Source organism: Mesorhizobium sp. B2-5-7, from assembly GCF_006440875.1.
In the GTDB taxonomy this organism is placed as follows: Bacteria; Pseudomonadota; Alphaproteobacteria; order Rhizobiales; family Rhizobiaceae; genus Mesorhizobium; species Mesorhizobium australicum.
On sequence record NZ_VFUO01000002.1, the window covers coordinates 726,544 to 751,056 of the forward strand.

A 24,513-nucleotide genomic window follows, 5' to 3' on the forward strand; every position below is an offset into this window, starting at 1 on the left:
GATGGCGGCCGTCCGCACTTCTTCCGAAATCACCTTCAACCGCGTCGCCATAGTCGCCGTGCTGCTGGTGACGATCATCTTCCTGGCGCCGATCTACTGGATCGCCTCGACAGCGTTCAAGCCGCGCAATCTTGCCACCACCATTCCGCCGACCGTCGTCTTCCAGCCGGAGATATCGCCGTTCGTGAAGCTGTTCACCAAGCGCTCTCAATTGCGCAGTCCGCCGTCGCCGGAAGAGTACGCGGCGGCCCCATGGTGGGAGCGCGTCGTCTTCGACGGTGGCGAAAAGATCGTGCGCGACGGCAAGGGCCAGGTGCAGTGGTCGGGCTATCCGAGCCGCTTCCTGAACTCGCTGATCATCGCCATCACCTCGACGGTGCTGGCCGTCGGCATGGGCACGTTCACCGCCTATGGCTTCTCGCGCTTCAGGGTAAAGGGGGAGGCGGACCTGCTCTTCTTCATCCTGTCGACACGCATGCTGCCACCGGTGGTGGTCGCGATCCCGATGTTCCTGATGTACCGCGCGGTCGGCCTCAACGATACCCACGTCGGGCTGATCATTCTCTACACCGCCTTCAACCTGTCCTTCTCGGTGTGGCTGATGAAGGGTTTCATGGATGAAATCCCGAAGGAATATGAGGAGGCGGCACTGGTCGACGGCTACACACGCATGGAAGCCTTCTTCAAGATCGTGCTGCCGGAGGCCGCCACCGGCATCGCCGCCACCGCTGTCTTCTGCTTCATCACGGCGTGGAACGAATACGCGTTCGCGCTGATCATGACCAACCGCCGCGCCCAGACGGCGCCGCCCTTCATCCCGAGCCAGGTCGGCTCGGGCCTGCCGGACTGGACTGTGATCGCCGCCGGCACCTTCCTGTTCCTGCTGCCGGTCGCCATCTTCACCTTCCTGCTCCGCAACCATCTGTTGCGCGGCATGTCCTTCGGAGCGATCCGCAAATGAGCTTTCGCGCCATCAATCAGAAATATCTGGAACCGGGTTCACAGATCCTCATGGTGCTCGGCATCGTGGCCCTCTGCCAGCCCTGGAACATGACCCTGCACACCTACGGCCTGACCATCATCCTGATCGGGCTGATCGGCTTCAACATCACCTCGAAGATCGCACCCGAGGAACAGGCCGGCACCGGTCATGCCGGGGACGCGCGAAATCCGGGAGCACAGCATTGACCCAGATCGAGCTTCGCGGCGTCCAGAAATTCTTTGGTGCCGTCCAGGTCATCAAGGATCTCAACCTCAAGATCGCGGACAATGAGTTCATCGTCCTGCTCGGCCAGTCCGGTTGCGGCAAGACGACGACGTTGCGCGCCATCGCCGGACTGGAAACCATCGACGAGGGCGACATCCTCATCGACGGCAAGCCGGTCCAGCATCTGAAGGCAGCCGACCGCGACATCGCCATGGTGTTCCAGTCATTCTCGCTCTACCCGCATATGAGCGTCTACGAGAACATCGCCTTTCCGTTGCGCGCCACGCGCAAGAGCAAAAGCGAGATCGACCAGGAAGTGCGCTCGGTCGCCAAGACGCTGCAGATAACGGATCTGCTGGCGAAGAAGCCGTCGGCGCTTTCGGGCGGCGACATGCAGCGCGTTGCGATCGGCCGGGCGCTGGTGCGGCGGCCGAAGGCGATGCTGATGGATGAGCCGATCGGCGCGCTCGACGCCAAATTGCGCGAGGAGATGCGGGCCGAGATCAAGCGGCTGCATATCAAGCAGGGCTCGACCACCATCTATGTCACGCACGACCAGATCGAGGCGATGAGTCTCGCCGACCGTATCGTCATCATGCATGAGGGCGTGCTGCAGCAGGTGGGAACGCCCGACGAGGTCTATTCGCGGCCGGCCAATCTGTTCGTGGCCCAATTCGTCGGCAGTCCGGTGATGAATGTCGCCGACGCGGCGGTTGCCGAAACAACGTCATCGGCCTCGGTCACCGTTGGTGGCGCGGCTTCCGGCTTCGAGTTTCCGCGGGCGCTGCTATCGAAACTCAACGGCCACGCTAGCGGCCAACTCGCACTTGGCATCCGGCCGGAAGGCGTCCTCATTCGTCGTGACGCGGCCGATGGCTTCATGGCCGTCGAGACGCAGATCGTCGAACCGCTCGGCTCCTTCGACATCGTTGACCTCAAGGTTGGCTCGAAAATGCTGCGGGCCCGCACCAAGAGCGGCTTCGTTGCCGGACCGGGCGAGAAGGTGTTTGCCCGAATCGATCCGACCCAGGCGCATTTCTTCGACAAGGCAAGCGGCAAGTCGCTTGAGGTGAGGCTCTGATGGCCCATATCCAGCTCAAGAACATCTCCAAGACTTTCGGCAACCACACGGCCTTGACCGGGCTCGACCTCGACATCGCCGATGGCGAATTCTTTGTCCTGCTCGGCGAGACGGGCGCCGGCAAGACGACGACGCTGCGGCTGATCGCCGGCCTGGAGAAGCCGAGCGAGGGGCAGGTCTTCATCGACGGCGTCGACGTCGCCGACTGGGGTGCGGCCGAGCGCGACGTGGCGCTGGTGCTGCAGCAATATTCGCTCTACCCGCGCTACACGGTGCGCGAAAACCTCGAATTTCCGCTGAAGCCGAAGATCCGCCGGCTGCCGGATGCCGAGATCAAGGACCGCGTCGACCGCGCCGCCCGCACGCTGCGGATCGAGCACCTGCTCGACCGCAAGACCGACCGCCTGTCCGGCGGCGAGATGCAGCGCGTCTCCATCGGCCGTGCCATCGTGCGCAAGCCGCGCGTGTTCTTGATGGACGAGCCGCTGTCGGCGCTCGACGCCAAATTGCGCGAGGCGCTCCGCACCGAATTGAAGAACCTGCAGATACAGCTTGGCGCCACCTTCCTGTTCGTGACCCACGACCAGATCGAGGCGATGTCGATGGGCGACAAGGTCGGCGTGCTCAACCATGGCCGCATCATCCAGACCGGCACGCCGCACGAGATCTACAACAATCCGCGCGACACCTATGTGGCGAGCTTCGTCGGCTCGCCGCCGATGAACCTCATCGACGGCAGGCTGGTTAACGGCCGCGCGGTGATGGCGCCATTGAATTTCGAACTGCCCTTCGCGGGGGCGGCCAAGATTTTTACGGGGGCTGGGGCGAGTGCGGCGACCGACGGTCGCCCGCTCGTCTTCGGCATTCGTCCGGAGGATGTCTATCTGGAAAGCGGCGCACCGGTCGAGGCCCGTGTCCACGACGTCGAGAACCATGGCGTGGAAAAGATCCTGACGCTGCGGGTCGGCGATACAACGCTTCGCGCCACGGTGCCGGCCAGGACCGATGTCGCGATCGAGCAACCGGTGCGCTTTGCCTGGAATCCCGACAAGGTGGTGCTGTTCGACAAGGGCAGTGGTGTCAGCCTGCGGCACGCATCATAGGGCGCGGCTATTTCGGCAGGTAGGTCTCGTAAGGCGTGTCGTTGATCAGCAGGATCACGCATTCCGTCTCCGAGAGGCAGGCGTCGTCATGCATCTCATTGGCTTTCTGCGTCCAATAGGATCCAGACGGCAGTTCGACCTTGGTCGCTTCACCGCCAGTTGCCGGGGACTTTCAGCAAGGTTCCGGCAGCGCCTTTGGCCCTTTCGCCCCACAGTGATCCCAAGCGTGCCGGTAGAGCTGCAGAGCTGGCTGGTGCGGGCAGCGCCCGACCAGGCTGAAAGCGCCGGTGGCCTGATGGTGGCGACCTTCCAGGTAGCGATTGCGATGGGCGCCGTCTTCGGCGGGCTGCTGGTCGACCATGCCGGTGTCGGCAGCGCGTTTGCCTATTGCGGCGCCGCGACGCTGCTGGCGGCCATCGCGGTGTTCCTGCGCGGCCCAAAGGCCGAATAGTCTCTCGCAACAGCCACCTATAGGGGATGATGGGAAGCTTAGACGGCCCGCCCGTCGAACGCGAAGACCGACAAGGTGGACGGGTCGAGACCGGTGACGCAATTGATGTTGATGTAGGCGCTGCGTTCACCGCCTTCGCTGGTGTCCTCGGCAAAAGGATGGATGCCGCAGGTTCGACAGAAGCGGTGCGCTATCTTCGTTTCGCCGAATGTGTAGCGGCCGAGGTCATCGCCCCAGGCGACGAGCGTAAGCTTGTCGTGCGGCACGGCCCATAGCAGCGCACCCTTGCGGGCGCAGATCGAGCAATTGCAGCGCACGACGCTCTCAAGTTCGCCCTCCACCTCGAACGCAACCTTGCCGCAATGGCAGCTGCCTTTGTACAGCATCAGTATCTTCCTGTCGCTGGCAGGTGCAAAGGCACGCTGGCCGGGTTATCCCTTCGGCAGTCCCAACGGCTGCTTGCCTTCAAGACGTTCCATCCTGGCGGAGTCCGACACCAACATGCAACCAATCCGCGACCGCCTCGAAATTATCCTGTCACGTCTTGCCAATCGTGTGGCCGACGAGAAGGTCTTCACGAAGCTCTATGCCGAAGCGGCGCGGGTCGCGGCTGACGCCAGCGATGCCCGCAAAAGAGTGGGCGTGACACTCGGCCCGCTCGACGGCACCATTGTCTCGATCAAGGACCTGTTCGATGTCGCCGGCGAGCCGACCACGGCCGGGTCGCTGATGCGCAAGGCCGCCGCGCCGGCACAGCGCGACGCCGCCATCGTCAGCCGGCTTCGGCAAGCCGGTGCGGTCGTCATCGGCAAGACCAACATGACCGAGTTCGCCTTCACCGCGATCGGCGACAACATGCATTACGGCACGCCAGGCAACGCCGTTGATGCCAGCCGCATTCCAGGCGGGTCGTCCTCGGGCGCCGGCGTGTCCGTGGGCGAGGGGACGAGCGACATCTCGATCGGCTCCGACACCGGCGGCTCGATCCGCATTCCGGCGGCGCTCAATGGCGTCGTCGGTTTCAAGCCGACTGCACGGCGCGTCCCGCTCCATGGCGCCTTTCCGCTTTCGGGTACCCTGGACTCAGTCGGACCGCTTGCCCGAACCGTCTCGCAATGCGCCGCCGCCGACGCGGTGATGGCCGGCGAAGTGCCGAAGGAGTTGGTGGCCATTCCACTCGCCGGGCTTCGCATCGGCATTCCGCGCGGCGTTCTTTTCGGCGACACCGAAGGCGAGGTTGGATCCGCCTTCGAGTATTGTCTTGGCAAGATCGAACAGGCTGGCGCACACATTACGGATCTGTCGATCGACGACATGATCGCGGATCTGCGCGCGGCCACCAAGCGCGGTTCGATCGCGGCGATGGAGGGCGCGGAAGTGCATGCCGACTGGCTGGCGACAGGCGCATCCGCGCCGGTCGACCCGCATGTCAGCGGGCCATTGTCGCGGGCGGCGCTGCTGCCGACGCCGGTCTATATCAGGGCGCTCCGCCGCCGTACCACGCTGGCCGCTGCCATGGATGAGCGGCTGGCATCGGTTGACGTGCTGGCGTTGCCAGCCACACCGGTGACGGCGCCGGCCATCGCTTCCATGGCCGAGGATGCCGAGTTGCGTGACCGCACCGAAGGCCTGCTGCTGCGCAACACCCAGGTCGCCAACCAGTTCGACCTTTGTGCGATCTCGTTGCCGATGCCGGGGCCATCGCTGCCAATGGGGCTGATGCTCGTAGCGCGCAATGGCCATGACCGGCATCTGCTGCGGATCGCCGTGTCGGTGGAGAGGCTGCTGGGGGTTGATCGGCAGCGAGTCGTGGATGACGGATCAGTGCGATGAACAGTGCTTGCGTTCGCCGTCCTTGGCGGTGCGCACGATGCGGGTCGCGACCAGCCAAGGCAGGCTGTATTCCTTGCCGGTGAAGGTCTGGATGCGGTGCTCGATCGAGCCCCTGACCACGATCTTTCCGCTATAAAGCACGTCGGACTGGGCCGTTATCGCCTCGTCGGCCTGCGGCAATCCGCTGGTGTCGATCGACACGCCCTTGGTGATGGCGCCGGTGGCAAGGTCGAGCGCGCTGTTCGACGGGCAGGGCGCCTTGAAGCAGCGTAGTCCGTTGTCGCAATAGACATAGCTGCTCTCGGCCGCTGCGAATGCCGGCAAGGTGCAGATGGACGAAGTTGCGACAATCAGAACTGCAAGGCGAAGACCGGACATGGCTCGCAAAGTCGCGGAGAATTGGGGCGAAACCGCGATGCTATATCTGCGCCGGAAAGCGACGCCGGTAGTGATCGACCACTTCGGGATTGCGCAAATTGACAGGCAGTTTGCCCGCCAGCACCAGCAAGGCTTCGCCGGCCGCTCCGACGCCCATGCGCATCATCGATTCCTCGGTGATTCCCGCCATATGCGGGGTGATGATGACATTGTCGAAGCCGAAATAGGGATGGTTTGGCGGCAGCGGCTGCGCCGAGAAAACGTCGAGCGCGGCGCCGCCGATGCGACGCTCCCGCAAGGCCTCGATCAGCGCGTCGTCATCGACGACCGGCCCGCGCGACACGTTGATCAGCAGTGCGTTGGGTTTCATGCGGGCGATGCGTTCGCGGCTGATCAGGCCGCGCGTTTCCGGCGTCAGCGGACAGCAGAGCACGATGATGTCGCTCTGCTCGACCAGCGCGTCGATCGACAGGAAGCCGACCTTTTCCGGCGCCGGCTGCATGCTGCGTGTCGTTGCCACCACTTTGAGATCGAAGCCGTGTGCGGCGATGTGGCCGACCGCCTGCCCGACGGCGCCGAGACCAACAATGCCGATGGTCTTGCCGGCGAGTTCGATGTTGGCATTGGCGTGCTCGCGTCCGGCCAGCCAGCCCTTGGCGCGCAGGTCGCGGTCGACCCGGCGGAACTGCCGCAGCAGTGCAAGCGCGGTGAACATGACATGTTCCGCCACCGAGCGGGCATTGACCGCCGGCACGTTGGCCACGAGCACGCCGGCCGCCGCGGCCGCTTCCATCGGGATCATGTCGAGACCGGCGCCATGGCGGATCGCGGCCCTCAGCTTCCATGCACCCTCGAACAGCGCCGGCGGCAGCGGCGCCCGCACGATGATGATGTCGGCATCCTTGGCCTCCCCCGCCAATGTGCCGGGGTCGAGCGCCGAAGCGATGACCAGCTGGCCGGCGCCGGCCAGCTTGGCCGTGGCGCGCGGGTGCAGCGGATGCGTCGACAGGATCTTTGGCACGGTCTGGGTCACGGTCAGGCCTTTTCGAGTGCCGCGCCCGCGGGCGAAGCCGCCATGCCGCCCTCGATCAGGCCCTTCCAGTAGCTTTCCGCGCCCTGCAGATGGGCGCTCATGAGCGCCTGGGCGAGATTGCCGTCGCGGCGCAGCAGCGCCTCGTAGATCTGCACGTGCTCGGCATGCGAGCGCACGCTGCGTTCAGGATCGTTGAAATAGATCGGCAGGCGCTGCTCGCCCATCAGATAGTAGACGCTGCAGATGTTGTGGAAGACGCTGTTCTTGGTGGCGCGCACGATCTCGAGGTGAAACTCGCGGTCTTCCTTGGCCAAACCTTCGCCAGCGGCGATGCGGTCTTCCGACGCTTTGAGGATTTCGCGCAGGCGCTCGAAATTCTCCTCGGTGGCGCGCGAGCAGGCAAGCTCGGCGGCCTTGATCTCATGGATCTTGCGCAACTCGACCGTTTCATAGATCTGCAAGGGATCGAGCGGCAGGCCGGCACGTGCGAACAGCGCCAGCGCCTCGACGCTGGCCTGCTTGGTGTCGATGTAGATACCCGACTTGGCGCGGCGCTCGACGATGCGCATGGCTTCGAGGATGGCGAGCGCTTCGCGGATCTGGCCGCGGCTGACGCCGAAATGCTCCGCCAATTCGCGTTCCGACGGCGTGCGGCCGCTCTCCTTGTCCGAGTGGGAGAACAGATAGGCGGCGAGTTCGGCGAGAAGATTCTTTTCTTTCATCGTCAATTGCGTTGCGCGTGCGCCTCCAGGAATCGCTCCGAAACGGTGAATCCCAATCCGGGCTTTTCCGGGATCGCTATCATACCGTCCTTGGCTTCGACAGTCTCTTCGACCAGATCGTGGATCATCGGGTTGGCGCCGAGCGAATACTCGACTGTGAAACTCGAAGGCGACGCGGCGCAGACATGCAGCCCGGCGAAGAAGCAGGGCGCGCCGGCCCACAGATGCGGCGCAAAGCGCAAATTGAAGGCGCTGGCGATGGTCCCGATCTTCATCGCCTCGCTGATGCCGCCGCAGAAGGCCGGGTCCGGCTGGAAAATGTCGGCGGCCCTGAGAACGGCGAGATCGCGGAAGGCATAGCGTGTCGCCTCGCTTTCGCCGGTGGCGATCGGAACGGCGCCGGAGGCGCGCACTTCGGCCATGCCTGGCTTGTCGTCGGCGATAACAGGCTCCTCGAACCAGGCGAGATCGAGGTCGTTGACGAGATGGATAAAGCGTTTGGCTTCCGCCACCGTGTAGGTGCCATGGGCGTCGACCATCAGCTCGACGTCGGGGCCGAGTGCCTGGCGCGCGGCGCGCACGCGGGCGGCGGAAACGTGTGCCGCGCCATCCATGGCACCGACCCGCATCTTCAGCGCCTTGAAGCCGCCTTTGGCGATATAGGATTTCAGCTGTTCCCCGATGGCATCGGCGGAGGCCCAGCCGCCCGAGGCATAGGCCTGCATGCGATCGACCTTGCGGCCGCCAAGGAGCCGCCAGACCGGCTGGCCCAGCGACTTGCCCAGTATGTCCCAGAGCGCAATGTCGACCGCGCTGATGGCGGCGACGCTCATGCCGCGCCGCGCGAGTTGCGGCATGGCGTGGCCGGCGCGGGCGGCGCTCTCATGGCGCACGCCGTTGTAGAGCATCTCCCAGATGACGCCGATGTCGGCCGGGTCGCGGCCGATCAACTGCGGCCCGACCTCGTGATTCAGCATGTGAACGAGTGCGCCGTAGCTGCCGGCACTGCCGGCTGCGTTCTTGCCTTCGCCCCAGCCGACCAGCCCGTCATCGGTTTCGACGCGCAGGATGGCGGCGTCGAAGGTCGTCACCTGGCCGAAGTCGCTGCGATGCTGCTTCGGGGCTTCGATCGGCACGCGGACCCACCACGCCTGGACTGTCTTGATGCGCATGTTTCTCCCCAGCCCTGCCGCCGGTCGGGGCGGAAGGGCAAATTTCCCAGCGGCAGTCGACTATTTGATCAGCGGCAGCAGTGTTTCGGCGGTGATGCGCATCTGGTCGGTGTAGAATTTCTCGGTCAGCACGCTGGAGCCATGGTCCTGGATGAACTTCAGCTGCTCGGGCGAGATATCGACCGGATGGCGCTCGACCATGTCGGGATAGGGTGCTGCCGGCGTGCGGTCGACCGGGGCGACGAACTCGTTGGTCAGTGCGCCGTCGTAGCCGACCTCCTTCAAGGTGGCGACGATCCTTGGCCAGTCGATCTGGCCGAGGCCGGCGGCAAAGCGGTTGTTGTCGGCGACATGGAAGTCGAACAGGCGCTTTCCGACCTGGCGGATAGCGTCATGCACGTTAAATTCCTCCATGTGGATGTGGTAGGCGTCGAGGCAGACGCCGCATTCGGGGCTGACCGCGTCAGCCAGCGCCAGCGCCTGGGCGCCGCGGTTGAACAGATAGGTTTCGAAGCGGTTGAGCGGTTCGACGGCGATCTTGACCCCGACCTTCTTGGCGTGGGTGAAACATTCGCGGGTCGCGTCGACCACCCACTTCCATTCCTCTTCCTCGGTACCGTCCGGGACCACCTTGCCGACGGTCGCCGGAACCAGCGTGATGATCTCGCCGTCGAGTTCGCCGACCATCGTCAGCACGTCCTTGACGTATTGCACGGAGCGCTCGCGCTGGCCCTGGTCCCTGGCGGCGAGGTTGCGTTCACCCAGCATCAAGGTCACCGCGCCCCAGCAGCGAATGCCATGCTCCTTCAGCAGCGCCCGCGTCTCCTTGGTCTTGTACTGCGCGGGCTCGCCGGAAATCTCGATCGACTCATAGCCGAATTTCTTGATGCGCTTCAGCGTCGTCTCAAGCGGTTCCGCGCGCATCCAGTTGTGCGTCGAAAGATGCATGGTCTGTCCTTCCCAGATTCGTCCGTATGGTTTGCCTGCGACATGCATCGCCGGAAGACGACGCAAGGGTTCCTCCCAAGGCATCCCCAGCCTTTTACTGCAAACTGGTTAGACCAATTGGGTCTGAAATGAGGTCTACAGCAAATTCCTTGAGACGGCAACAACTGTGGCGACGCAACTTTCAGGGTGAACTAGTTTATTGATTACATTGCGATATGTGCCGTTATTTTGGGCTTTCGGGGTGCCTTTTCGGCGCATTCCAAGGCTTGACCAGATTGCCTTATTTGGTCATACCAGAATGGCGGTGTCGGCAGAGCGTCCGACGCGATAAAGACCAAAGTGACTGGCCCTGCTTTCATCAGGCGCTATGCTTGGTCGTGACAAACGAGGAGGATGCCGATGCCGACGACAATGAAGGGCCCTGGACTGTTTCTGGCGCAGTTCGCGGGTGATGCCGCACCGTTCAATTCGCTGGCGTCGATCACCAAATGGGCCGCCGGCCTCGGCTACAAGGGCGTGCAGATCCCGACCTGGGACGCGCGCCTGTTCGACCTCAAGAAGGCGGCGTCTTCCAAGGCGTATTGCGATGAGGTGAAGGGCATCTGCACTGACGCCGGGGTCGAGATCACCGAACTGTCGACGCATCTGCAGGGGCAATTGGTGGCGGTGCATCCGGCCTATGACGCGCAGATGGATGGGTTCGCGCCGCCGTCGGTGCACAACAACCCGAAGGCGAGACAGGAATGGGCTGTCGAACAGATGAAGTTCGGTGCCAAGGCATCGCGCAATCTCGGGCTGAATGTGTCGGTGTCGTTCACCGGCTCGCTGGCTTTCCCTTACCTCTATCCCTTTCCGCAGCGCCCCGCCGGACTGATCGAGGAAGCCTTCGGCGAACTCGGCAAACGCTGGAAGCCGATCCTCGACGCCTATGAAGACAATGGTGTCGATGTCGGCTACGAAATCCATCCTTCGGAGGACGTGTTCGACGGGGCGACCTTCGAGATGTTCCTCGACGCGGTCGGCGGCCACAAGCGCTGCAACATCAACTACGACCCTTCGCATTTCCTGCTGCAGCAACTCGATTATCTCGAATTCATCGACATCTATCACGAGCGGATCAAGGCTTTCCACGTCAAGGACGCCGAGTTCAATCCGACTGGACGGCAGGGCGTGTACTCCGGTTACCAGAGCTGGACGAACCGCGCCGGCCGCTTCCGTTCGCTCGGCGACGGGCAAGTGGATTTCGGCGGCATCTTCTCCAAGTTGACCCAGTACAATTACGATTCGTGGGCGGTGCTGGAGTGGGAATGCTGCCTAAAGCATCCGGAGGATGGTGCGGCCGAAGGGGCGCCCTTCATCCAGCACCACATCATCCGGGTGACGGAGAAGGCATTCGACGATTTCGCCGCCGGCACCACGGACAAGAAGCTGCTGCGCGCCATGATGGGAATTTGACACGGCTTTCCCTCTCCCTCGGGGGAGGGGTATCTCACACGAGGGAGAAAAACATGGTTGGTGCATCGAAGTCGGAAACGGGAGGCGGCCCGATCCGTTACGGCATGGTCGGCGGCGGGCAGGGCGCATTCATCGGCGCAGTGCACCGGATCGCTGCGCGCATGGACAATGATTTCGTGCTGGTCGCCGGCGCCCTGTCGGCCGATCCGGCGCGTGCGAAAGCCTCGGCCGCCGAACTCGGGCTCGATCCGTCGCGCAGCTATGCGTCCTACGCCGAAATGGCCAAGGCCGAGGCAAAGCGCTCGGATGGCATCGAGGCGGTGGCCATCGTCACTCCCAACAACGTGCATGTGCCGGCGGCCAAGGCCTTCCTGGAAGCTGGCATCCACGTGATCTGCGACAAGCCGCTGGCAACGACCTTGGCCGAGGCGAAAAGGCTTGCGGCGATCGTCGAAAAGACCGGCAAGGTGTTCGTGCTCACCCACAACTACACCGCCTATCCGATGGTGCGGCAGGCGCGCGAAATGGTCGCCAAGGGCGTGCTCGGCGACATCCGCATCGTGCAGTCGGAATATCCGCAGGACTGGCTGACCGAGGACCTCGCCGCCACCGGCCAGAAGCAGGCGGCTTGGCGTTCAGACCCCAAGCAGGCGGGCGCCGGCGGCGCGCTCGGCGATATCGGCACCCATGCCTACAATCTCGCCCGCTTCGTCTCCGGGCTCGAACTCGACTCCCTGTCGGCCGATCTCGACGCCTTCGTGCCGGGCAGGCTGCTCGACGACAATGTCAACGTCATGCTGCGTTTCAAACCGAGGGGGAAAACGCATCCGGCCAAGGGCATGATCTGGGCGAGCCAGGTGGCGCCCGGGCATGAGAACGGCCTGAAGCTGCGCATCTACGGTTCGAAGGGCGGGCTGGAATGGGTGCAGGCCGATCCCAACTATCTCTGGTACACGCCCTTCGCCCAGCCGAAACAGTTGATCACCCGCAACGGCGCCGGTGCGCTGCCGGTGGCGGGCCGTGTCAGCCGCGTTCCGTCAGGCCATCCCGAGGGTTACCTCGAAGGCTTCGCCAACATCTACCAGGAGGCCGCACGGGCCATCCGCGCGGCACGCAAGAAGGGTGGCAAGCCAGCAAAGGATGTCGTCTTCCCGACCATCCAAGACGGCGTCGAGGGCATGGCCTTCATCGAGGCCTGCGTGAAGTCGTCGAAGAAGAACGGGGCCTGGACCAAGCTGTAAGAGGCGCCGAGTAACGAGGGCCCTCACCCGGATAGCCAACCGAATTGCGAAAGGCAATTCGGGGCAATCCGGCCTCTCCCCGAGGGGGAGAGGAGGCGTTGGCGCCTATCTCTTCTCCCTCTCGGGGAGAAGGTGGCCGCGAAGCGGCCGGATGAGGGGAGTGGCGAAAACCGGCGGTGCAATCAGCCGGCCGCCAGCAAAGGGAGGGCGTCGATGAAGATCGGCATGTGCATGTTCTTGTGGACGACGGCGGTATCGAAGAAGCACGAGCCGCTGCTTCGAGACATCAAGGCAACCGGCTTCGACGGTGTCGAAATCCCGATCTTCGCCGGCACGCCGGACGACTACAGGAAACTGGGCGAATTGCTCGACCGTATCGGGCTGGAGCGGACCGCTGTGTCAGCCATGGGCGATCCGGCGATGAACCTGATTTCGGCCGATGCGGCAACACGCAAGGCCGGTGTCGACTACATGAAATGGGCCATCGATTGCGCCGATGCGCTTGGCGCCCGCACGCTGAGCGGACCGCTGCATTCGACGCTCGGCGCCTTTTCCGGCTCCGGACCGACCGCCGCCGAAAAGAAGCGCTCGATCGCCTCGCAGCGTGCCATCGGCGACCATGCCGGCAAGCGCAACGTCACCGTCGGGCTCGAGGCGCTGAACCGCTTCGAATGCTACCTCCTCAATACCATGGCCGACCTGTCGGAGCATATCGATGCCATTGACCGGCCGCACATCAGGGCAATGTACGACACGTTCCACGCCAATATCGAGGAAGTCGACCCGATCGGCGCCTATACGAAGCACTGCGGCAATGTGGTGCATATCCACATATCGGAGAACGATCGCGGCGTGCCGGGGCGTGGCAACATTCCGTGGAAGGAAACTTTTTCCGCCATTCGCAAGAGCGGCTATGACGACTGGCTGACGATCGAAGCGTTCGGTCGCTCGCTGAAGGATCTGGCGGCGGCGACCAAGGTGTGGCGGGATTTTTCCGAGACGCCGGAAGCCGTCTATCGCGATGGGTACAGGCATATCAGGGACGGGTGGAGGAAGGCGGCTTAGGTGCCTACGTCTGGTCCATTTTCTATTTGTGTTCGCGTCGCTTGCCAGGTGGTTCCCCCACTCCGTCTCGGCTTCGCCGAGCCACCTCTCCCCCCTCCGGAGGGAGAGGAAGGGGCTTGGTGGCGCCGGGACAGGAAGAGAGCCTCGGCCTTCGGGGACGAGCGCGGATCGGACAGTCTGGTGCCTTTCCTCTACCCCGTCGACCGGGGGAGAGGAGTCGAGCGAAGCTCGACGGAGTGGCGGTCGACCCCTCGGCGCCGGGCGAGACGATGCTTGCGCTTCTGCGTCCCAACACTAACCCTGCCTGGCCTGCAACCTGTTGTAGTCGTGGATGGTCCGGCTCAGCCGGCGGCGCAGGAAGTTGGATATGTTGTCGAAAATGAAGACGACGAGCAGGATCAGCAGCACCATGTAGAAGACGTTGGCCCAGTTGGAATTGGTGCGCATCGCTTCCCACAGTTTCAGGCCGATGCCGCCGGCGCCGACGGCGCCGATGATGGTGGCGCCGCGGGTGTTGGATTCCCACTGGTAGAGCGTCTGGCTGATGAAGACCGGGATCACTTCGGGCATCACGCCGTAGCGCTGCACCAGGATGCCGTTGGCGCCGGTCGAGAGCACGCCTTCGCGCGGCTTGTCGTCGATGTTCTCCAGGCCTTCCGAATAGACTTTGCCGAGGGTGCCGATCTCGGTGAAGAAAATCGCTGCACTTCCCGCCAGCGGGCCGGGGCCGAAGGCGCGGGTGAAGAACAGCGCCCAGATCAGCATGTCGACCGAGCGCATGAAGTCGAAGAAGCGCTTGAGCACTTGGCCGAGCATGCCACTCGGCGTGATGTTGCGCGCCGCGAAGAAGGCAAGGGGGAAGGCGACGATGCCGCCGAGCAGCGTGCCGAGGAAGGCCATGACAATGGTCTGCAGGAGCTTCGTCCAGACATCGCCGTGCTGCCACTGGGCGTTGTTCCAGACGTTGTCGCCGGCAAGAGCAAGGTTGGTGGTACCTGGTTTCAGCTCTGGTCCCGAGACGATCAGCGAGATCACTTCCCGCGCTGATTTGCCGAAGAAGGGCGAGCGCGTGTCGAAAACGAAGTTCGCCCAGCCGAGGAAGCGCTTGCGCACCTTGACGCGGTCGACAGTGACGCGCACCTCGCCGACGAAGCCCATCTTGGCCACCACCTCGTCGTCATGGGCGGTGATCCAGTCCGGTACGGCACCCGTGACCACCGGCTTGCCGCTGGTCAGCGAAACAGGCACGGTCTGGCCGTTGGCGACGATCGTCGCCTGCGTCTTGTCGAAGGTGACGGATTTTGCCGGCCCGTCGATCAGCACGGTGAAGGTGCCGTCCGGATTCCTGGCCACCCAGTCGGGATTCGGGTTGTCGCCCAGCGCGGAAAAGCGCGGGTATTTGGGCGTGATCTCCGGCTGGTCGAGACGGAATTCCGGCTGCAGATCGTAGCTGATCCATTGTGTCAGGAAGAGCGGCAGGCGCTCCCAGTGCGATTCCCGCAGCACCTGCGGCAGGCTGAAGAACCACAAGGCATAGATCAGATAGAGGAGAGTGCCGACGAACAGCAGGAGCGGACCGAAGCGCTTGTATGCCGGGCGCCGGAACACCTGCGGGTGGCGCGCCTCGATCGACAGCATCTCCTCAGCGGTCATGGTCGCCATGATTTACGCCCCCATCATGAAGGCTTGTTCGCCGACCAGCTTGCGACGAAGCCAGGCGGAAAACTGGTCGATGATGAAGATGGTGGTGAACAGGAGCAGCACCAGTGCCAGCGTCTTGGCGCCGAAGCCGCGCGAGATGGAGAGCTTCAGCTCTTCGCCGATGCCGCCGCCGCCAACGGCGCCGATGATGGTCGAGACGCGGACGTTGATCTCCACGCGCAGCAGCGTGTACGACATGAAGTTGGGCAACACCTGCGGCAGGCCGGCAAAGCGAACCCGCTCGAGCCAGTTGGCGCCGACCGCGCGCAGGCCTTCCTCGGCTCGCATGTCGATGTTCTCGTTGATCTCGTAGAACAGCTTGCCGAGTGCGCCGATGGAATGCAGGCCGATGGCGATGATGGCGGCGATCGGACCGGTCGAGACGATGGCCGCGAACAGCCCGGCGATGACGATCTCCGGAAAGGCACGCAGCAATTCCATGAAGCGCTTGACCACCAGCCTCAGTGCCGGATGAGGCGTCAGGTTGCGCGCCGCGATGAAGGAAAAGGGCACGGCGAAGACAAAGCCGATGAAGGTCGAGACCAGCGCCACGTTCACGGTGGTCAGCATCAGCTCGACATATTCGGGGATGTAGAAACCGTCCCAGACGTAGACGCGGCCGAGCGGGAAGTTGAATTCCTGGGTGCCGGTATCATGCGGCGAGGCAATGTCGAACAGCGCCCGCCAGACGTCGTTCCAGTCCTTGGGGACCAGCCAGCTCAGGAAATCCAGAATATGCGGCAGCCGGTCGAAGAAGTGCCCGGCGTTGGCTTCGTCGGCGAACCACATGCTGGAAAGCATCGCGGCAAGCAGCAGGCCGACGCCCAGCACGGTATAGAACCGGCGCAGCGACGTCTGGCGTCGCCAGGCATCGGCCATCTCGTGGGTGGCGCCGGAGGGGGCTGTCACGGAAAGGGTCATGATCGGAGATGCAAAAAGGGCGGTACTTGATGAGGTACCGCCCTTTTGCAATTTCGCCGTTAGCCGCCGATGGCTGCCTTACGGGCTTCGACGATGACGCTGTAGAAGTCCGGCTTCACCGGAACGTAGCCGGTGAAATCGCCGCCTTCGACGCCTTCGAAGCAAGCCTTGTCCTTCTTGGGCAGGTCGGTGAAGAAGGCCGCCAGCTTGGCGGTCATGTCGTCGCCGATCGCGGTGCGCACGACAAGCGGGCCGTTCGGGATCAGGCCCGAGCGCCAGACTTCGACGAAGTCGTTAGGGTCGACGGCGCCCTTGGCGACTTCCTTGTGGAAGGTGCCGGAGGTGTAGCCGTTCTTGAAGTCGCCGATGCCCGAGGAATCGTCGACCGCGACATCTACCTTACCGTCACGCACGGCCAGAACGTTGTTTTCGTGGCCGCCATTGAACTGGGTCGAAGCGAAGTAGGTTTCGTTCGAGGCGCCGGTGGTCTTCGGAATCTGGGTCAGCGGGATCAGGTAGCCGGAGGTCGAATCCGGATCGGCATAGCCGAGCTTCTTGCCCTTGGCTGACTTGATGTCGGTGATCCCCGACGTCTTCAGCGCCAGCCCGATCGAATAGTAGCCGGTGGAGCCGTCGGTCTGCTTGGTGGTGAGGATCGGGGTAACCGCCTTCGGATCCTTGAGATAGACGCTGGCGTAGCCGGAAGCGCCGAGTTCGGCGAAATCGAGCGTGCCGCCGAGCAGGCCCTGGATGACGCCGTCATAGTCGGCGGCGGGGAACAGCGAAACCTTCTCGAAGCCAAACTCTGCCTTCAGGTGATCGGCCAGGCACTGGTAGTTGCGCAGCCGGTCGGTTTCGTTTTCACCGCCGAGAATGCCGACGCGAAATTCCTTCATGTCGGCGGCATGGACCATGCTGGTGGCCATGGCGAGCACCGAAACGGCACCGAAAACCATCTTCCTGAACATTGATATCTCTCCTGTAAGTTCCGGCCCCGCGCCGGCAGCGTTCTTGATCTTGACAAGTGCCCTTGACGCGGACGGACGATCCAGGCTGCTCGCTATTGGCCCTTACTGGGCTCAGTATCCCGGGAATGCGGGCTCGAGCGGTCCGGCGGATGCGGCGATCTTCTGCTTGAAGGCAACACTGGTGGAGGTAATGACCTCCGATATCTCGCCGCCATTGCTGTCGGCTCCATAGACAAGACGCACGGCTTGGCGGTCGAGCTCTTCGGGCGGCCCGTCGAAGACGACCTTGCCGCCGGCCATGCCAATGATGCGGTTGCAATAGGTGCGGGCGGTATCGAGCGTATGCAGATTGGTGACAACGGTGATGCCTTCGCGCAGATTGATGTCCTGCAGAGAATCCATCACCACCTTGGCGTTGAGCGGGTCGAGCGAGGCGATCGGCTCGTCGGCGAGGATCACCCTGGGCTGCTGCATCATGGCGCGGGCGATGGCGACGCGCTGCTGCTGGCCGCCCGACAGCGTGCCGGCGGGCTGAAGTGCGGTGCGGGCGATGTCGAGCCGCTCGAGCGCGGCGACCGCCTCGGCGCACTCGGCGCGCGAAAACATGCCGAGAAGATTGGACAGGGTCGAACGGTGGTTCAGTTTGCCGAGCAGCACGTTGGTCAGCACGTCGAGGCGCGGCACCAGGTTGAACTGCTGGAAGATCATGGCGCAGTCGCGCTGCCAGCGCCGCAGCGGCGAGCCGCGCAGCCGGGAGACCTCGGCGCCGTCAAAAAAAATCGACCCCTGGCTGGGGTCGACAAGACGGTTGATCATGCGAAGAAGAGTGGATTTGCCTGCACCCGAACGACCGATGACACCGACCATCTGCCCTTGCGGGATCGAGATGTTCACGTCGCTGACTGCGGTGTTCTTGCCAAATCGTCGGCTGACGCCGCGGATTTCGAGCGTGGCAGAGTTTGCTGACATGGGCTGGTTCCAGTCCGGTCCATATTGATCGTCAGGCATTCGCCTAACGCAACCTCATGAACCTGCCGTGTCGCGATGATGTCAGTTTTGTTACGCTCCACAGGCGCGGCGACTGGCGCCTTGCGGGCGATCAGCCGAGCACCAGCAATTCCTCGAAATGCTTCATGTCGCGGAACGCGCAGAAGGCGGGAGCCTTGATCTCGATCACCGGCGCCTGGCGCGCGAAAAGCGCCAGGCAATCGTCAAACAGCGCCTGCCACCCGGCGGCCCTATCATCATCAAAGCGCTGGATCTGATAGGCGAAGGTGATGTGGAAGACGTAGGTGTCGTGATCGGGATGCCGGTAGCCGAACGGCACCGCGAGCGCATCGCGCCATGCACGCATGATGCGCGCATCCTCGTCGGTCGCGCCGGCAACGGTGAGGCCGGTCGGCAGGACCTCGGCCACCTTGATGTTGAAAGGGCCGAAGCCCTGGAACCCCTTCAGGCGCTCCAGATAGAGGCGGGTCATGGCGTCGGTGCTGGTGTCGAGCGGCACGTCCCGCGGCCAGAAGGGCAGGCGACGGCGATATTCGATTATGCCCTGGAAAAGGGTCATGTGCAGGCTGGAAACCGGCGTGAAGGCGAGGCGGTCGGCATCAGGCATTGCCAGCATCTTCTCGCGGACGGCCAACACCACCGCTTCCGAAGGCGAGCCGCTGACCAGATGGCTGACGACGGTGTTGCCCGGCTCGAGGAGGAAGTTGCCTGACGCGTCGTAGCGCGTGCCGAGATGCGCCGGCGACGCCGGATCGGAGCCGGCAAAGAATCCGGCGAGCGAGGGTCTGACAGTGTCGAGCATGGCGATCTCCTTCAAGGAGATCGCGTCCTGTCCGAGTCCTGTGTCAAGGGTATGAACAAGCCGGCGATATGACGATGATGTGAGGGCTATGCCTCTTTGCCCGATGCCCGTTCTTCGTGTTTCTCCAAAAACGCTTCGGCCGTCAGCTCCCGAAAATCATCGAGCGCGGCGCGCAGCCTCGCGTGATCCCAATCCCACCAGGCAAGCGCCTGGTAGCGCTCGGCGGTGCGGCGGTCGAAGCGCTCGCGGATCGGTTTTGCCGGCACGCCGGCGACGATCGTGTAGGGCGCGACGTCCTTCGAGACGACCGCGCCGGCGCCAACGGCGGCGCCGTCGCCGACGGTGACGCCGGGCAGGACGGTCGAGCCGTGGCCGAGCCAGGTGTCGTGGCCGATGATGACGCGCTTGGCGCGGCGCTCGGCGAAGAATTCGCTCTCATGCTCGGCGTCGTCCCAATAGTCGGAGGCGCGGTAGGTGAAGTGGTGCAGCGTCGGCCGCCAGGTCGGGTGGTTGGTGGCGTTGAGGCGCACGCTGGCGGCGATGTTGGCAAATTTGCCGATCGTCGCGCACCAGACCGCGCAGTCCTGCATCATGTAGGAATAGTCGCCGAGCTCGCTTTCCGAAACCCGGCTGCGGTCGGCGATCTCGGTCCAGCGGCCGAGTGTCGAGTTGTGCACCTCCGCCGTCGGGTGAACCAGCGGCGTCTCCGATAGCTTCCTGGTCATGCGGCGATTTTTCCCGGAGCGAAGGCGGTGACGTCGATGATGCGGTCGGCCACCGCCTCGCGCACATCGTGATCGTGGAAGATGCCGAGCAGGGCGACGCCCGCCGCCTTTTTGGCGGCGATGAGTTCGATCACCACGTCGCGGTTCGTCGCATCGAGCGATGCGGTCGGCTCGTCGAGCAGCAGGATGGGGTGCTCAGTGATGAAGCCGCGCGCGATGTTGACACGCTGCTGCTCGCCACCCGAGAAGGTTGCCGGCGGCAGCATCCAGAGTTTTTCCGGCAGGTTGAGCTGGGCCAGCAACGCGCGTGCCTTGGCTCGGGCTGCCTCGCGCTCCTCACCGCGTTCAACCAGTGGCTCAGCGACGACGTCGAGAGCCGAGACGCGCGGCACGGTGCGCAGGAACTGGCTGACATAGCCGATCGTTTGCCGGCGTACGGCAAGCACGGTGCGCGGGCTGGCATGGGCGAGGTCGATCAGTCCGTCCTCGTGCCTGACGATGATCTGGCCTTCGTCGACGGCGTAGTTGCCGTAGAGCATCTTCAGGATCGAACTCTTGCCGGCGCCGGACGGACCACCGAGCACGGTGCATTCGCCCGCCTTGATCGAGAACGAGACACCCGCGACGACAGGGAGTTTGATGCCGTCGCGCAGATGCATGGTGAAGCTTTTGGCAACGTCGGAAACAACGAGTGGGGTCGGCATCAGAAAGTTCTCCAATCGTTGATCGTCGGCGGGACACGCGCCATCATCACACCTGCAAAATCGAGGATACGAGCAATTGCGTGTAGGGCGCGCGCGGGTCGTCGAGGACGCGGTCGGTGAGGCCGCTTTCGACGACGCGGCCATCCTTCATCACCATCATGCGCTGCGACAGAAGCCGCGCCACCGCGAGGTCGTGGGTGACGACGATCGCGGCAAGGCCGAGATCGGTGACAAGGCCGCGCAACAGGTCGAGCAGGCGGGCCTGCACCGAGACGTCGAGGCCACCTGTAGGCTCATCCATGAACACCAGCCTTGGCCCGGTGACGAGATTGCGGGCGATCTGCAGCCGCTGACGCATGCCGCCGGAAAAGGCGCGCGGTTCGTCGTCGATGCGGTCTTCCTCGATCTCGACGCGCGACAGCCAGTCGACCGCGGTGGCGCGGATCTTGCCGTAGTGGCGGTCGCCGACCGCCATCAGCCGTTCGCCGACATTGGCGCCGGCCGAGACCGTCATGCGCAGGCCGTCGGCTGGGTTCTGATGGACAAAGCCCCAGTCGGTGCGCATCAGGAAGCGGCGCTCGGCCTCGCTCATGCGGTAGAGCTCGCGGAACTGGCCGTCGCGCATGCGGTAGCTGGCGGTGCCGGAGGAAGGCAGCAGCCGCGTCGACAGGCAGTTGAGGAGCGTCGTCTTGCCGGAGCCGGACTCACCGACGACCGCCAGAACCTCGCCCGGCCACAGGTCGAAGGAGACATTGTCGCAGCCGACCCGCGAGCCATAGAACTTGGAGAGCGCCGAGACGCGCAGCAGCGGTTCGTCGGTCATTGCGCCGGCTCCATGTTTCCTGCGGCAAGATCGGTTTCGGGGGCAAGGTGGCCGCGATGGCCGTCGGCGCGCCGCTTCTCGCAATAATCGGTGTCGGAGCAGACGAACATGTGGCCGCCATGGTCGTCGAGGATGACCTCGTCGAGATAGACATTCTCGGCCGCGCATAGCGCGCAGGGCTGATCGAAAGTCTGCACCTCGAACGGATGATCCTCGAAGTCGAGGCTCACCACATCGGTGAAGGGCGGCACGGCGTAGATGCGCTTTTCGCGGCCGGCGCCGAACAGCTGCAGGGCCGGCGAGCGGTGCATCTTGGGATTGTCGAATTTTGGCGTCGGCGACGGGTCCATCACATAGCGGCCCTCGATCTTGACCGGATAGGCATAGGTGGTGGCGATGCGGCCGTGCTTGGCGATGTCCTCATAGAGCTTCACATGCATGAGGCCGTATTCTTCCAGCGCATGCATTTTCCGCGTTTCGGTCTCGCGCGGCTCGAGGAAGCGCAGCGGTTCGGGGATGGGCACCTGGTAGACCAGCACCTGGCCCGCCGTGAGTGGATGTTCGGGGATGCGGTGACGGGTCTGGATGATGGTGGCGGTGGCGGTATCGGTGGTGACCGCGACGTTAGCGACTTTCTTGAAGAAGGCGCGGATCGACACGGCATTGGTGGTGTCATCGGCGCCCTGGTCGATGACCTTGAGCACATCGTCGGGGCCGATAATCGACGCGGTGACCTGCACGCCGCCAGTGCCCCAGCCATAGGGCATCGGCATTTCGCGCGAGGCGAACGGCACCTGGTAGCCCGGAATGGCGATGCCCTTGAGGATCGCGCGGCGTATCATCCGCTTGGTCTGCTCGTCGAGATAGGCGAAGTTGTAGGTGGCGATGTCTGTCGGTTGCGCAGTCATTCCGCTGCCTCCTTTTTTTCTTCCGCCTTCGCTGGATTCTCGCGTGCTTCGTACTCGGCGCGCATGCGACGTACGAGATCGAGTTCGGCCTGGAAGTCGACGTAGTGCGGCAGCTTCAGGTGCTCGACGAAGCCGGTGGCCTGGACATTGTCGGAGTGCGAGATGACGAACTCCTCGTCCTGGGCGGCGGCGACGATATCCTCGCCGAGCTCGGAGGCGCGCAAGGCGCGGTCGCAGAGCGCCATGGCCATCGCCTTGCGTTCGCTCTGGCCGAAGACGAGGCCGTAGCCGCGGGTGAATTGCGGCGGCGCCTTGGCCGAGCCCTTGAACTGATTGACCATCTGGCATTCGGTGACGCGCACCGTGCCGAGCGGCACGGCGAAGGGCAGTTCGGGAACGTCGAGTTCCAGCTCGACCTCGCCGATGCGGATTTCGCCGACAAAGGGATGGTTGCGGGCATAGCCGCGCTGGGTGGAATAGCCGAGCGCCAGCAGAAAACCTTCATCGCCGCGCGACAGTGCCTGCAGGCGGATGTCGCGCGCCATCGGGAATTCCAGCGGCTCGCGGGTGATGTCGCCGGGAACATGATCGCCAGGCATGTCGCCATCGGGCTCGATAAGGCCTTCGCGGGCAAGGATAGCCGAGACACGCGGCATCGCCTGCGCTTCCGTCTCGCGCTGCAAGGGCTCGGCGACATCGGCGCCAGCGGCAAGTTCAGGGTCGAGCAGCCGATGCGTATAGTCGAAGGTCGGGCCGAGCAACTGGCCACCGGGCAGATCCTTGTAGGTCGCCGACACACGCCGCTCGACCAGCATGGTGCTGGTGTCGATCGGTCTGGAATAGCCGAAGCGCGGCAGCGTGGTGCGGTAGGCGCGCACCAGGAAGATCGCCTCGATCATGTCGCCGCGCGCCTGAACGATGGCTAGCGCGGCCAGTTCCCTGTCATAGAGCGAGCCTTCGCTCATCACCCGGTCGACGCCGAGCGCCAGCTGTTCCACGATCTGGTCGAGGCGAAGTGCGGGCACCGAGCGGTCGCCGCGCCGGCGGTCGGCAAGCAGGCTGTGGGCGTTGGCAATGGCGGCTTCGCCACCTTTTACCGCGACATACATCTTACGCCTCCATCGTCTTGATACGCGTCGTGCGCGGCAGGCAGGCTATGCGGTCCGATGTGGCGAAGATGATGTCGACGCCGCGCGGAAAGCGCCTGATATTCTGCTTCCACTGCTCGACGAAATGGCGCGGCATCTGTGCCGGCGCGATCGTGGCGCTGGTTTCGATGCCCGGGCCTTCCAGCAGTAACGGAGTGCCTGAAACGAGGTCGCCGACCTGCAGGATCAGCGTCGTCGATCGGTCGGGATAATCCTGCGTGCCCTGCGAAAAACCGTCGAGCGCCATCATCTCGGCCGGCGTGGAAACAAACGCGAAATGCGCGTCGGCCGGCGTGTTGGCCAGCGGCGCGCCCGTATGGAACCCAAGCCAGGACCCGATCGCGGCGGAGGCATGCAGGGCAGGGTCGAGCCAGAGCGGCGTGTCGTTGTCGCATAGCGCCAGTGCTACGGCGCCCGACGTCGCCGAGAGCGAAGCCGGCGGGCGGGCCAGGGGTGGCAAGGGGTGGACACTGCCCGGCCGCGCCATGGCATCCATGACGGCCCGAAACACGGTCTGAGCGTTGAAGACCGGATCGGCGAAACCGCCCTCGATCGATTGCGCAGCGATATCCATCAATCTTCTCCGCGAACCATGGTGAAGAAATCCACCTTCGTTGCCGCCGTCTCGGCGCGGCGTTTTTCCTGGGCAGCGGTGAGAGCCGAGCGTAAAGGCGTAATGAGCCTGGTCTCGACCTCGGTGCGGCGGGCAGGGTCCTGCCAGAGCGCGTCGGCTATTGCTCCCAGCTTCGCCTTCTGCTTGTCGCGGCCAAGCGCGTAGCAATGGCCGACCTGCCCGGATGGCAGCCGGACAGTGGCACGCGTGACGGTCGCCTCGCCGACATTGAAGGGCGCGCCGCCGCCGCCGATGCGGCCACGCAGCGTGACCAGGCCCGTCTCGGGACCGCGCAGAAGTTCGGCTTGCGAAGGCAAGCCGGACTCGTTCCAGAGCCGCACGATGTCGTCGCCGCTCGATTGCGCCAGCGTCGCCATGGCGGCCTTGCGCTCGGCCTGGTCGCGGCCTTCCTGTCCTCGCATCGCCAACTTCCTCTCAGCTAAATTTGTCTATTGATATAGACAACTATACAAATTATACATATTACCTAACGCGAGTCCATG

General features: G+C 63.9%; 26 protein-coding genes and 2 pseudogenes. 9 read left to right on the plus strand and 19 right to left on the minus strand.

Going from position 1 to position 24,513, the window contains the following annotated elements; all coding sequences use genetic code 11:
- Position 1 precedes the first annotated feature (1 nt).
- The 4 genes from FJ543_RS10990 to FJ543_RS11005 are packed head-to-tail and all read left to right on the plus strand — an operon-like array spanning position 2 to position 3,391.
- On the plus strand, positions 2-961 hold the full coding sequence (locus FJ543_RS10990) for a carbohydrate ABC transporter permease (protein WP_140618971.1): 960 nt from the start codon (positions 2-4) through the stop codon (positions 959-961).
- On the plus strand, positions 958-1,188 hold the full coding sequence (locus FJ543_RS10995) for a hypothetical protein (RefSeq protein WP_015315634.1): 231 nt from the start codon (positions 958-960) through the stop codon (positions 1,186-1,188). The genes FJ543_RS10990 and FJ543_RS10995 overlap by 4 nt, the downstream gene beginning before the upstream one ends.
- On the plus strand, positions 1,185-2,288 hold the full coding sequence (locus tag FJ543_RS11000; protein ID WP_140618969.1) for an ABC transporter ATP-binding protein: 1,104 nt from the start codon (positions 1,185-1,187) through the stop codon (positions 2,286-2,288). The genes FJ543_RS10995 and FJ543_RS11000 overlap by 4 nt, the downstream gene beginning before the upstream one ends.
- The gene (locus FJ543_RS11005; protein WP_015315636.1) at positions 2,288-3,391 is read left to right on the plus strand and encodes an ABC transporter ATP-binding protein; all 1,104 of its coding nucleotides are present in this window, start codon (positions 2,288-2,290) and stop codon (positions 3,389-3,391) included. The genes FJ543_RS11000 and FJ543_RS11005 overlap by 1 nt, the downstream gene beginning before the upstream one ends.
- Before the next feature lie 7 nt (positions 3,392-3,398).
- On the opposite strand, the pseudogene FJ543_RS31815 reads toward FJ543_RS11005, so the two are convergent.
- A pseudogene (locus tag FJ543_RS31815) lies at positions 3,399-3,624 on the minus strand (hypothetical protein); the annotation flags it as partial.
- Between FJ543_RS31815 and FJ543_RS11015 the strand changes: the two are divergent.
- A pseudogene (locus FJ543_RS11015) lies at positions 3,615-3,842 on the plus strand (MFS transporter); the annotation flags it as partial. The pseudogenes FJ543_RS31815 and FJ543_RS11015 overlap by 10 nt on opposite strands.
- Before the next feature lie 38 nt (positions 3,843-3,880).
- Here FJ543_RS11015 and FJ543_RS11020 read toward each other — a convergent pair.
- Positions 3,881-4,228, minus strand: coding sequence for a GFA family protein (locus FJ543_RS11020; protein WP_140661663.1), 348 nt, complete (start codon positions 4,226-4,228; stop codon positions 3,881-3,883).
- Between the two features lie 115 nt (positions 4,229-4,343).
- On the opposite strand from FJ543_RS11020, the gene FJ543_RS11025 reads away from it, so the two are divergent.
- Positions 4,344-5,675: an amidase gene (locus FJ543_RS11025; protein ID WP_140875548.1), complete on the plus strand. Its 1,332-nt coding sequence runs from the start codon at positions 4,344-4,346 to the stop codon at positions 5,673-5,675.
- On the opposite strand, the gene FJ543_RS11030 is transcribed toward FJ543_RS11025, so the two are convergent.
- The 5 genes from FJ543_RS11030 to FJ543_RS11050 are packed head-to-tail and all read right to left on the minus strand — an operon-like array spanning position 5,664 to position 9,928.
- Complete coding sequence (locus FJ543_RS11030; protein WP_140875044.1) at positions 5,664-6,053, minus strand: hypothetical protein; 390 nt, start codon at positions 6,051-6,053, stop codon at positions 5,664-5,666. The two genes, FJ543_RS11025 and FJ543_RS11030, sit on opposite strands and share 12 nt — an antisense overlap.
- 40 nt (positions 6,054-6,093) lie before the next feature.
- Positions 6,094-7,074: a hydroxyacid dehydrogenase gene (locus FJ543_RS11035; RefSeq protein ID WP_140875550.1), complete on the minus strand. Its 981-nt coding sequence runs from the start codon at positions 7,072-7,074 to the stop codon at positions 6,094-6,096.
- Between the two features lie 14 nt (positions 7,075-7,088).
- Positions 7,089-7,808 carry a FadR/GntR family transcriptional regulator gene (locus tag FJ543_RS11040; RefSeq protein WP_015315641.1) on the minus strand — a complete coding sequence of 240 codons (720 nt, stop codon included), beginning with the start codon at positions 7,806-7,808 and terminating at the stop codon, positions 7,089-7,091.
- Positions 7,809-7,810: 2 nt separating this feature from the next.
- The gene (locus FJ543_RS11045) at positions 7,811-8,980 is read right to left on the minus strand and encodes a mandelate racemase/muconate lactonizing enzyme family protein (RefSeq protein ID WP_140875046.1); all 1,170 of its coding nucleotides are present in this window, start codon (positions 8,978-8,980) and stop codon (positions 7,811-7,813) included.
- A gap of 60 nt (positions 8,981-9,040) precedes the next feature.
- Entirely contained in the window at positions 9,041-9,928 is an 888-nt protein-coding gene (locus FJ543_RS11050; protein WP_015315643.1) for a sugar phosphate isomerase/epimerase, read from the minus strand.
- Positions 9,929-10,327: 399 nt separating this feature from the next.
- Here FJ543_RS11050 and FJ543_RS11055 point away from each other — a divergent pair, with 399 nt between their 5' ends.
- From FJ543_RS11055 to FJ543_RS11065, 3 genes are all read left to right on the plus strand, one after another.
- A complete protein-coding gene (locus tag FJ543_RS11055; protein ID WP_140713162.1) occupies positions 10,328-11,383 on the plus strand; it encodes a sugar phosphate isomerase/epimerase in 1,056 nt (351 codons plus the stop codon).
- Between the two features lie 53 nt (positions 11,384-11,436).
- Positions 11,437-12,624, plus strand: a complete 1,188-nt coding sequence (locus tag FJ543_RS11060; protein WP_140875048.1) for a Gfo/Idh/MocA family oxidoreductase — start codon at positions 11,437-11,439, stop codon at positions 12,622-12,624.
- 213 nt (positions 12,625-12,837) lie between these two features.
- On the plus strand, positions 12,838-13,689 hold the full coding sequence (locus FJ543_RS11065; RefSeq protein ID WP_140875050.1) for a sugar phosphate isomerase/epimerase: 852 nt from the start codon (positions 12,838-12,840) through the stop codon (positions 13,687-13,689).
- Between the two features lie 294 nt (positions 13,690-13,983).
- On the opposite strand, the gene phnE (FJ543_RS11070) is transcribed toward FJ543_RS11065, so the two are convergent.
- The 12 genes from phnE (FJ543_RS11070) to phnG form a co-directional block, all read right to left on the minus strand.
- The gene (gene phnE / locus FJ543_RS11070; RefSeq protein ID WP_140875052.1) at positions 13,984-15,351 is read right to left on the minus strand and encodes a phosphonate ABC transporter, permease protein PhnE; all 1,368 of its coding nucleotides are present in this window, start codon (positions 15,349-15,351) and stop codon (positions 13,984-13,986) included.
- Positions 15,352-15,354: 3 nt separating this feature from the next.
- Positions 15,355-16,311, minus strand: coding sequence for a phosphonate ABC transporter, permease protein PhnE (gene phnE / locus FJ543_RS11075; RefSeq protein WP_140875054.1), 957 nt, complete (start codon positions 16,309-16,311; stop codon positions 15,355-15,357).
- A gap of 59 nt (positions 16,312-16,370) precedes the next feature.
- Positions 16,371-17,279, minus strand: coding sequence for a phosphonate ABC transporter substrate-binding protein (phnD, locus tag FJ543_RS11080; RefSeq protein WP_140875056.1), 909 nt, complete (start codon positions 17,277-17,279; stop codon positions 16,371-16,373).
- A gap of 111 nt (positions 17,280-17,390) precedes the next feature.
- Positions 17,391-18,248 (minus strand): phosphonate ABC transporter ATP-binding protein, encoded by an 858-nt coding sequence (phnC, locus tag FJ543_RS11085; protein ID WP_140875058.1) that lies wholly within the window; start codon positions 18,246-18,248, stop codon positions 17,391-17,393.
- A 130-nt stretch (positions 18,249-18,378) separates the two neighbouring features.
- A complete protein-coding gene (locus FJ543_RS11090; RefSeq protein ID WP_140875060.1) occupies positions 18,379-19,089 on the minus strand; it encodes a DUF1868 domain-containing protein in 711 nt (236 codons plus the stop codon).
- Between the two features lie 86 nt (positions 19,090-19,175).
- Positions 19,176-19,814, minus strand: a complete 639-nt coding sequence (locus tag FJ543_RS11095) for a DapH/DapD/GlmU-related protein (RefSeq protein ID WP_140875062.1) — start codon at positions 19,812-19,814, stop codon at positions 19,176-19,178.
- Positions 19,811-20,518, minus strand: coding sequence for a phosphonate C-P lyase system protein PhnL (gene phnL, locus FJ543_RS11100; RefSeq protein ID WP_015315653.1), 708 nt, complete (start codon positions 20,516-20,518; stop codon positions 19,811-19,813). Before phnL ends, FJ543_RS11095 begins: the two co-directional genes overlap by 4 nt.
- A 46-nt stretch (positions 20,519-20,564) precedes the next feature.
- On the minus strand, positions 20,565-21,341 hold the full coding sequence (gene phnK / locus FJ543_RS11105; protein WP_015315654.1) for a phosphonate C-P lyase system protein PhnK: 777 nt from the start codon (positions 21,339-21,341) through the stop codon (positions 20,565-20,567).
- Positions 21,338-22,249: an alpha-D-ribose 1-methylphosphonate 5-phosphate C-P-lyase PhnJ gene (locus FJ543_RS11110; protein WP_015315655.1), complete on the minus strand. Its 912-nt coding sequence runs from the start codon at positions 22,247-22,249 to the stop codon at positions 21,338-21,340. The genes phnK and FJ543_RS11110 overlap by 4 nt, the downstream gene beginning before the upstream one ends.
- The gene (locus tag FJ543_RS11115; protein ID WP_140875064.1) at positions 22,246-23,358 is read right to left on the minus strand and encodes a carbon-phosphorus lyase complex subunit PhnI; all 1,113 of its coding nucleotides are present in this window, start codon (positions 23,356-23,358) and stop codon (positions 22,246-22,248) included. Before FJ543_RS11115 ends, FJ543_RS11110 begins: the two co-directional genes overlap by 4 nt.
- Position 23,359: 1 nt before the next feature.
- Positions 23,360-23,971 (minus strand): phosphonate C-P lyase system protein PhnH, encoded by a 612-nt coding sequence (gene phnH / locus FJ543_RS11120; protein WP_140875066.1) that lies wholly within the window; start codon positions 23,969-23,971, stop codon positions 23,360-23,362.
- Positions 23,971-24,432, minus strand: coding sequence for a phosphonate C-P lyase system protein PhnG (gene phnG / locus FJ543_RS11125; RefSeq protein WP_140787834.1), 462 nt, complete (start codon positions 24,430-24,432; stop codon positions 23,971-23,973). The genes phnH and phnG overlap by 1 nt, the downstream gene beginning before the upstream one ends.
- Positions 24,433-24,513 lie beyond the last annotated feature (81 nt).

What these genes read in the sequence shown, in the direction of transcription:
- FJ543_RS10990 (WP_140618971.1), top strand. Translation starts at nt 2, where the DNA reads ATGGCGGCCGTCCGCACTTCTTCCGAAATCACCTTCAACCGCGTCGCC.
- FJ543_RS10995 (WP_015315634.1), top strand. Translation starts at nt 958, where the DNA reads ATGAGCTTTCGCGCCATCAATCAGAAATATCTGGAACCGGGTTCACAG.
- FJ543_RS11005 (WP_015315636.1), top strand. Translation starts at nt 2,288, where the DNA reads ATGGCCCATATCCAGCTCAAGAACATCTCCAAGACTTTCGGCAACCAC.
- FJ543_RS11020 (WP_140661663.1), bottom strand. Translation starts at nt 4,228, where the DNA reads ATGCTGTACAAAGGCAGCTGCCATTGCGGCAAGGTTGCGTTCGAGGTG.
- FJ543_RS11025 (WP_140875548.1), top strand. Translation starts at nt 4,344, where the DNA reads ATGCAACCAATCCGCGACCGCCTCGAAATTATCCTGTCACGTCTTGCC.
- FJ543_RS11030 (WP_140875044.1), bottom strand. Translation starts at nt 6,053, where the DNA reads ATGTCCGGTCTTCGCCTTGCAGTTCTGATTGTCGCAACTTCGTCCATC.
- FJ543_RS11040 (WP_015315641.1), bottom strand. Translation starts at nt 7,808, where the DNA reads ATGAAAGAAAAGAATCTTCTCGCCGAACTCGCCGCCTATCTGTTCTCC.
- FJ543_RS11045 (WP_140875046.1), bottom strand. Translation starts at nt 8,980, where the DNA reads ATGCGCATCAAGACAGTCCAGGCGTGGTGGGTCCGCGTGCCGATCGAA.
- FJ543_RS11050 (WP_015315643.1), bottom strand. Translation starts at nt 9,928, where the DNA reads ATGCATCTTTCGACGCACAACTGGATGCGCGCGGAACCGCTTGAGACG.
- FJ543_RS11055 (WP_140713162.1), top strand. Translation starts at nt 10,328, where the DNA reads ATGCCGACGACAATGAAGGGCCCTGGACTGTTTCTGGCGCAGTTCGCG.
- FJ543_RS11060 (WP_140875048.1), top strand. Translation starts at nt 11,437, where the DNA reads ATGGTTGGTGCATCGAAGTCGGAAACGGGAGGCGGCCCGATCCGTTAC.
- FJ543_RS11065 (WP_140875050.1), top strand. Translation starts at nt 12,838, where the DNA reads ATGAAGATCGGCATGTGCATGTTCTTGTGGACGACGGCGGTATCGAAG.
- phnE (WP_140875052.1), bottom strand. Translation starts at nt 15,351, where the DNA reads ATGGCGACCATGACCGCTGAGGAGATGCTGTCGATCGAGGCGCGCCAC.
- phnE (WP_140875054.1), bottom strand. Translation starts at nt 16,311, where the DNA reads ATGACCCTTTCCGTGACAGCCCCCTCCGGCGCCACCCACGAGATGGCC.
- phnD (WP_140875056.1), bottom strand. Translation starts at nt 17,279, where the DNA reads ATGTTCAGGAAGATGGTTTTCGGTGCCGTTTCGGTGCTCGCCATGGCC.
- phnC (WP_140875058.1), bottom strand. Translation starts at nt 18,248, where the DNA reads ATGTCAGCAAACTCTGCCACGCTCGAAATCCGCGGCGTCAGCCGACGA.
- FJ543_RS11090 (WP_140875060.1), bottom strand. Translation starts at nt 19,089, where the DNA reads ATGCTCGACACTGTCAGACCCTCGCTCGCCGGATTCTTTGCCGGCTCC.
- FJ543_RS11095 (WP_140875062.1), bottom strand. Translation starts at nt 19,814, where the DNA reads ATGACCAGGAAGCTATCGGAGACGCCGCTGGTTCACCCGACGGCGGAG.
- phnL (WP_015315653.1), bottom strand. Translation starts at nt 20,518, where the DNA reads ATGCCGACCCCACTCGTTGTTTCCGACGTTGCCAAAAGCTTCACCATG.
- phnK (WP_015315654.1), bottom strand. Translation starts at nt 21,341, where the DNA reads ATGACCGACGAACCGCTGCTGCGCGTCTCGGCGCTCTCCAAGTTCTAT.
- FJ543_RS11110 (WP_015315655.1), bottom strand. Translation starts at nt 22,249, where the DNA reads ATGACTGCGCAACCGACAGACATCGCCACCTACAACTTCGCCTATCTC.
- FJ543_RS11115 (WP_140875064.1), bottom strand. Translation starts at nt 23,358, where the DNA reads ATGTATGTCGCGGTAAAAGGTGGCGAAGCCGCCATTGCCAACGCCCAC.
- phnH (WP_140875066.1), bottom strand. Translation starts at nt 23,971, where the DNA reads ATGGATATCGCTGCGCAATCGATCGAGGGCGGTTTCGCCGATCCGGTC.
- phnG (WP_140787834.1), bottom strand. Translation starts at nt 24,432, where the DNA reads ATGCGAGGACAGGAAGGCCGCGACCAGGCCGAGCGCAAGGCCGCCATG.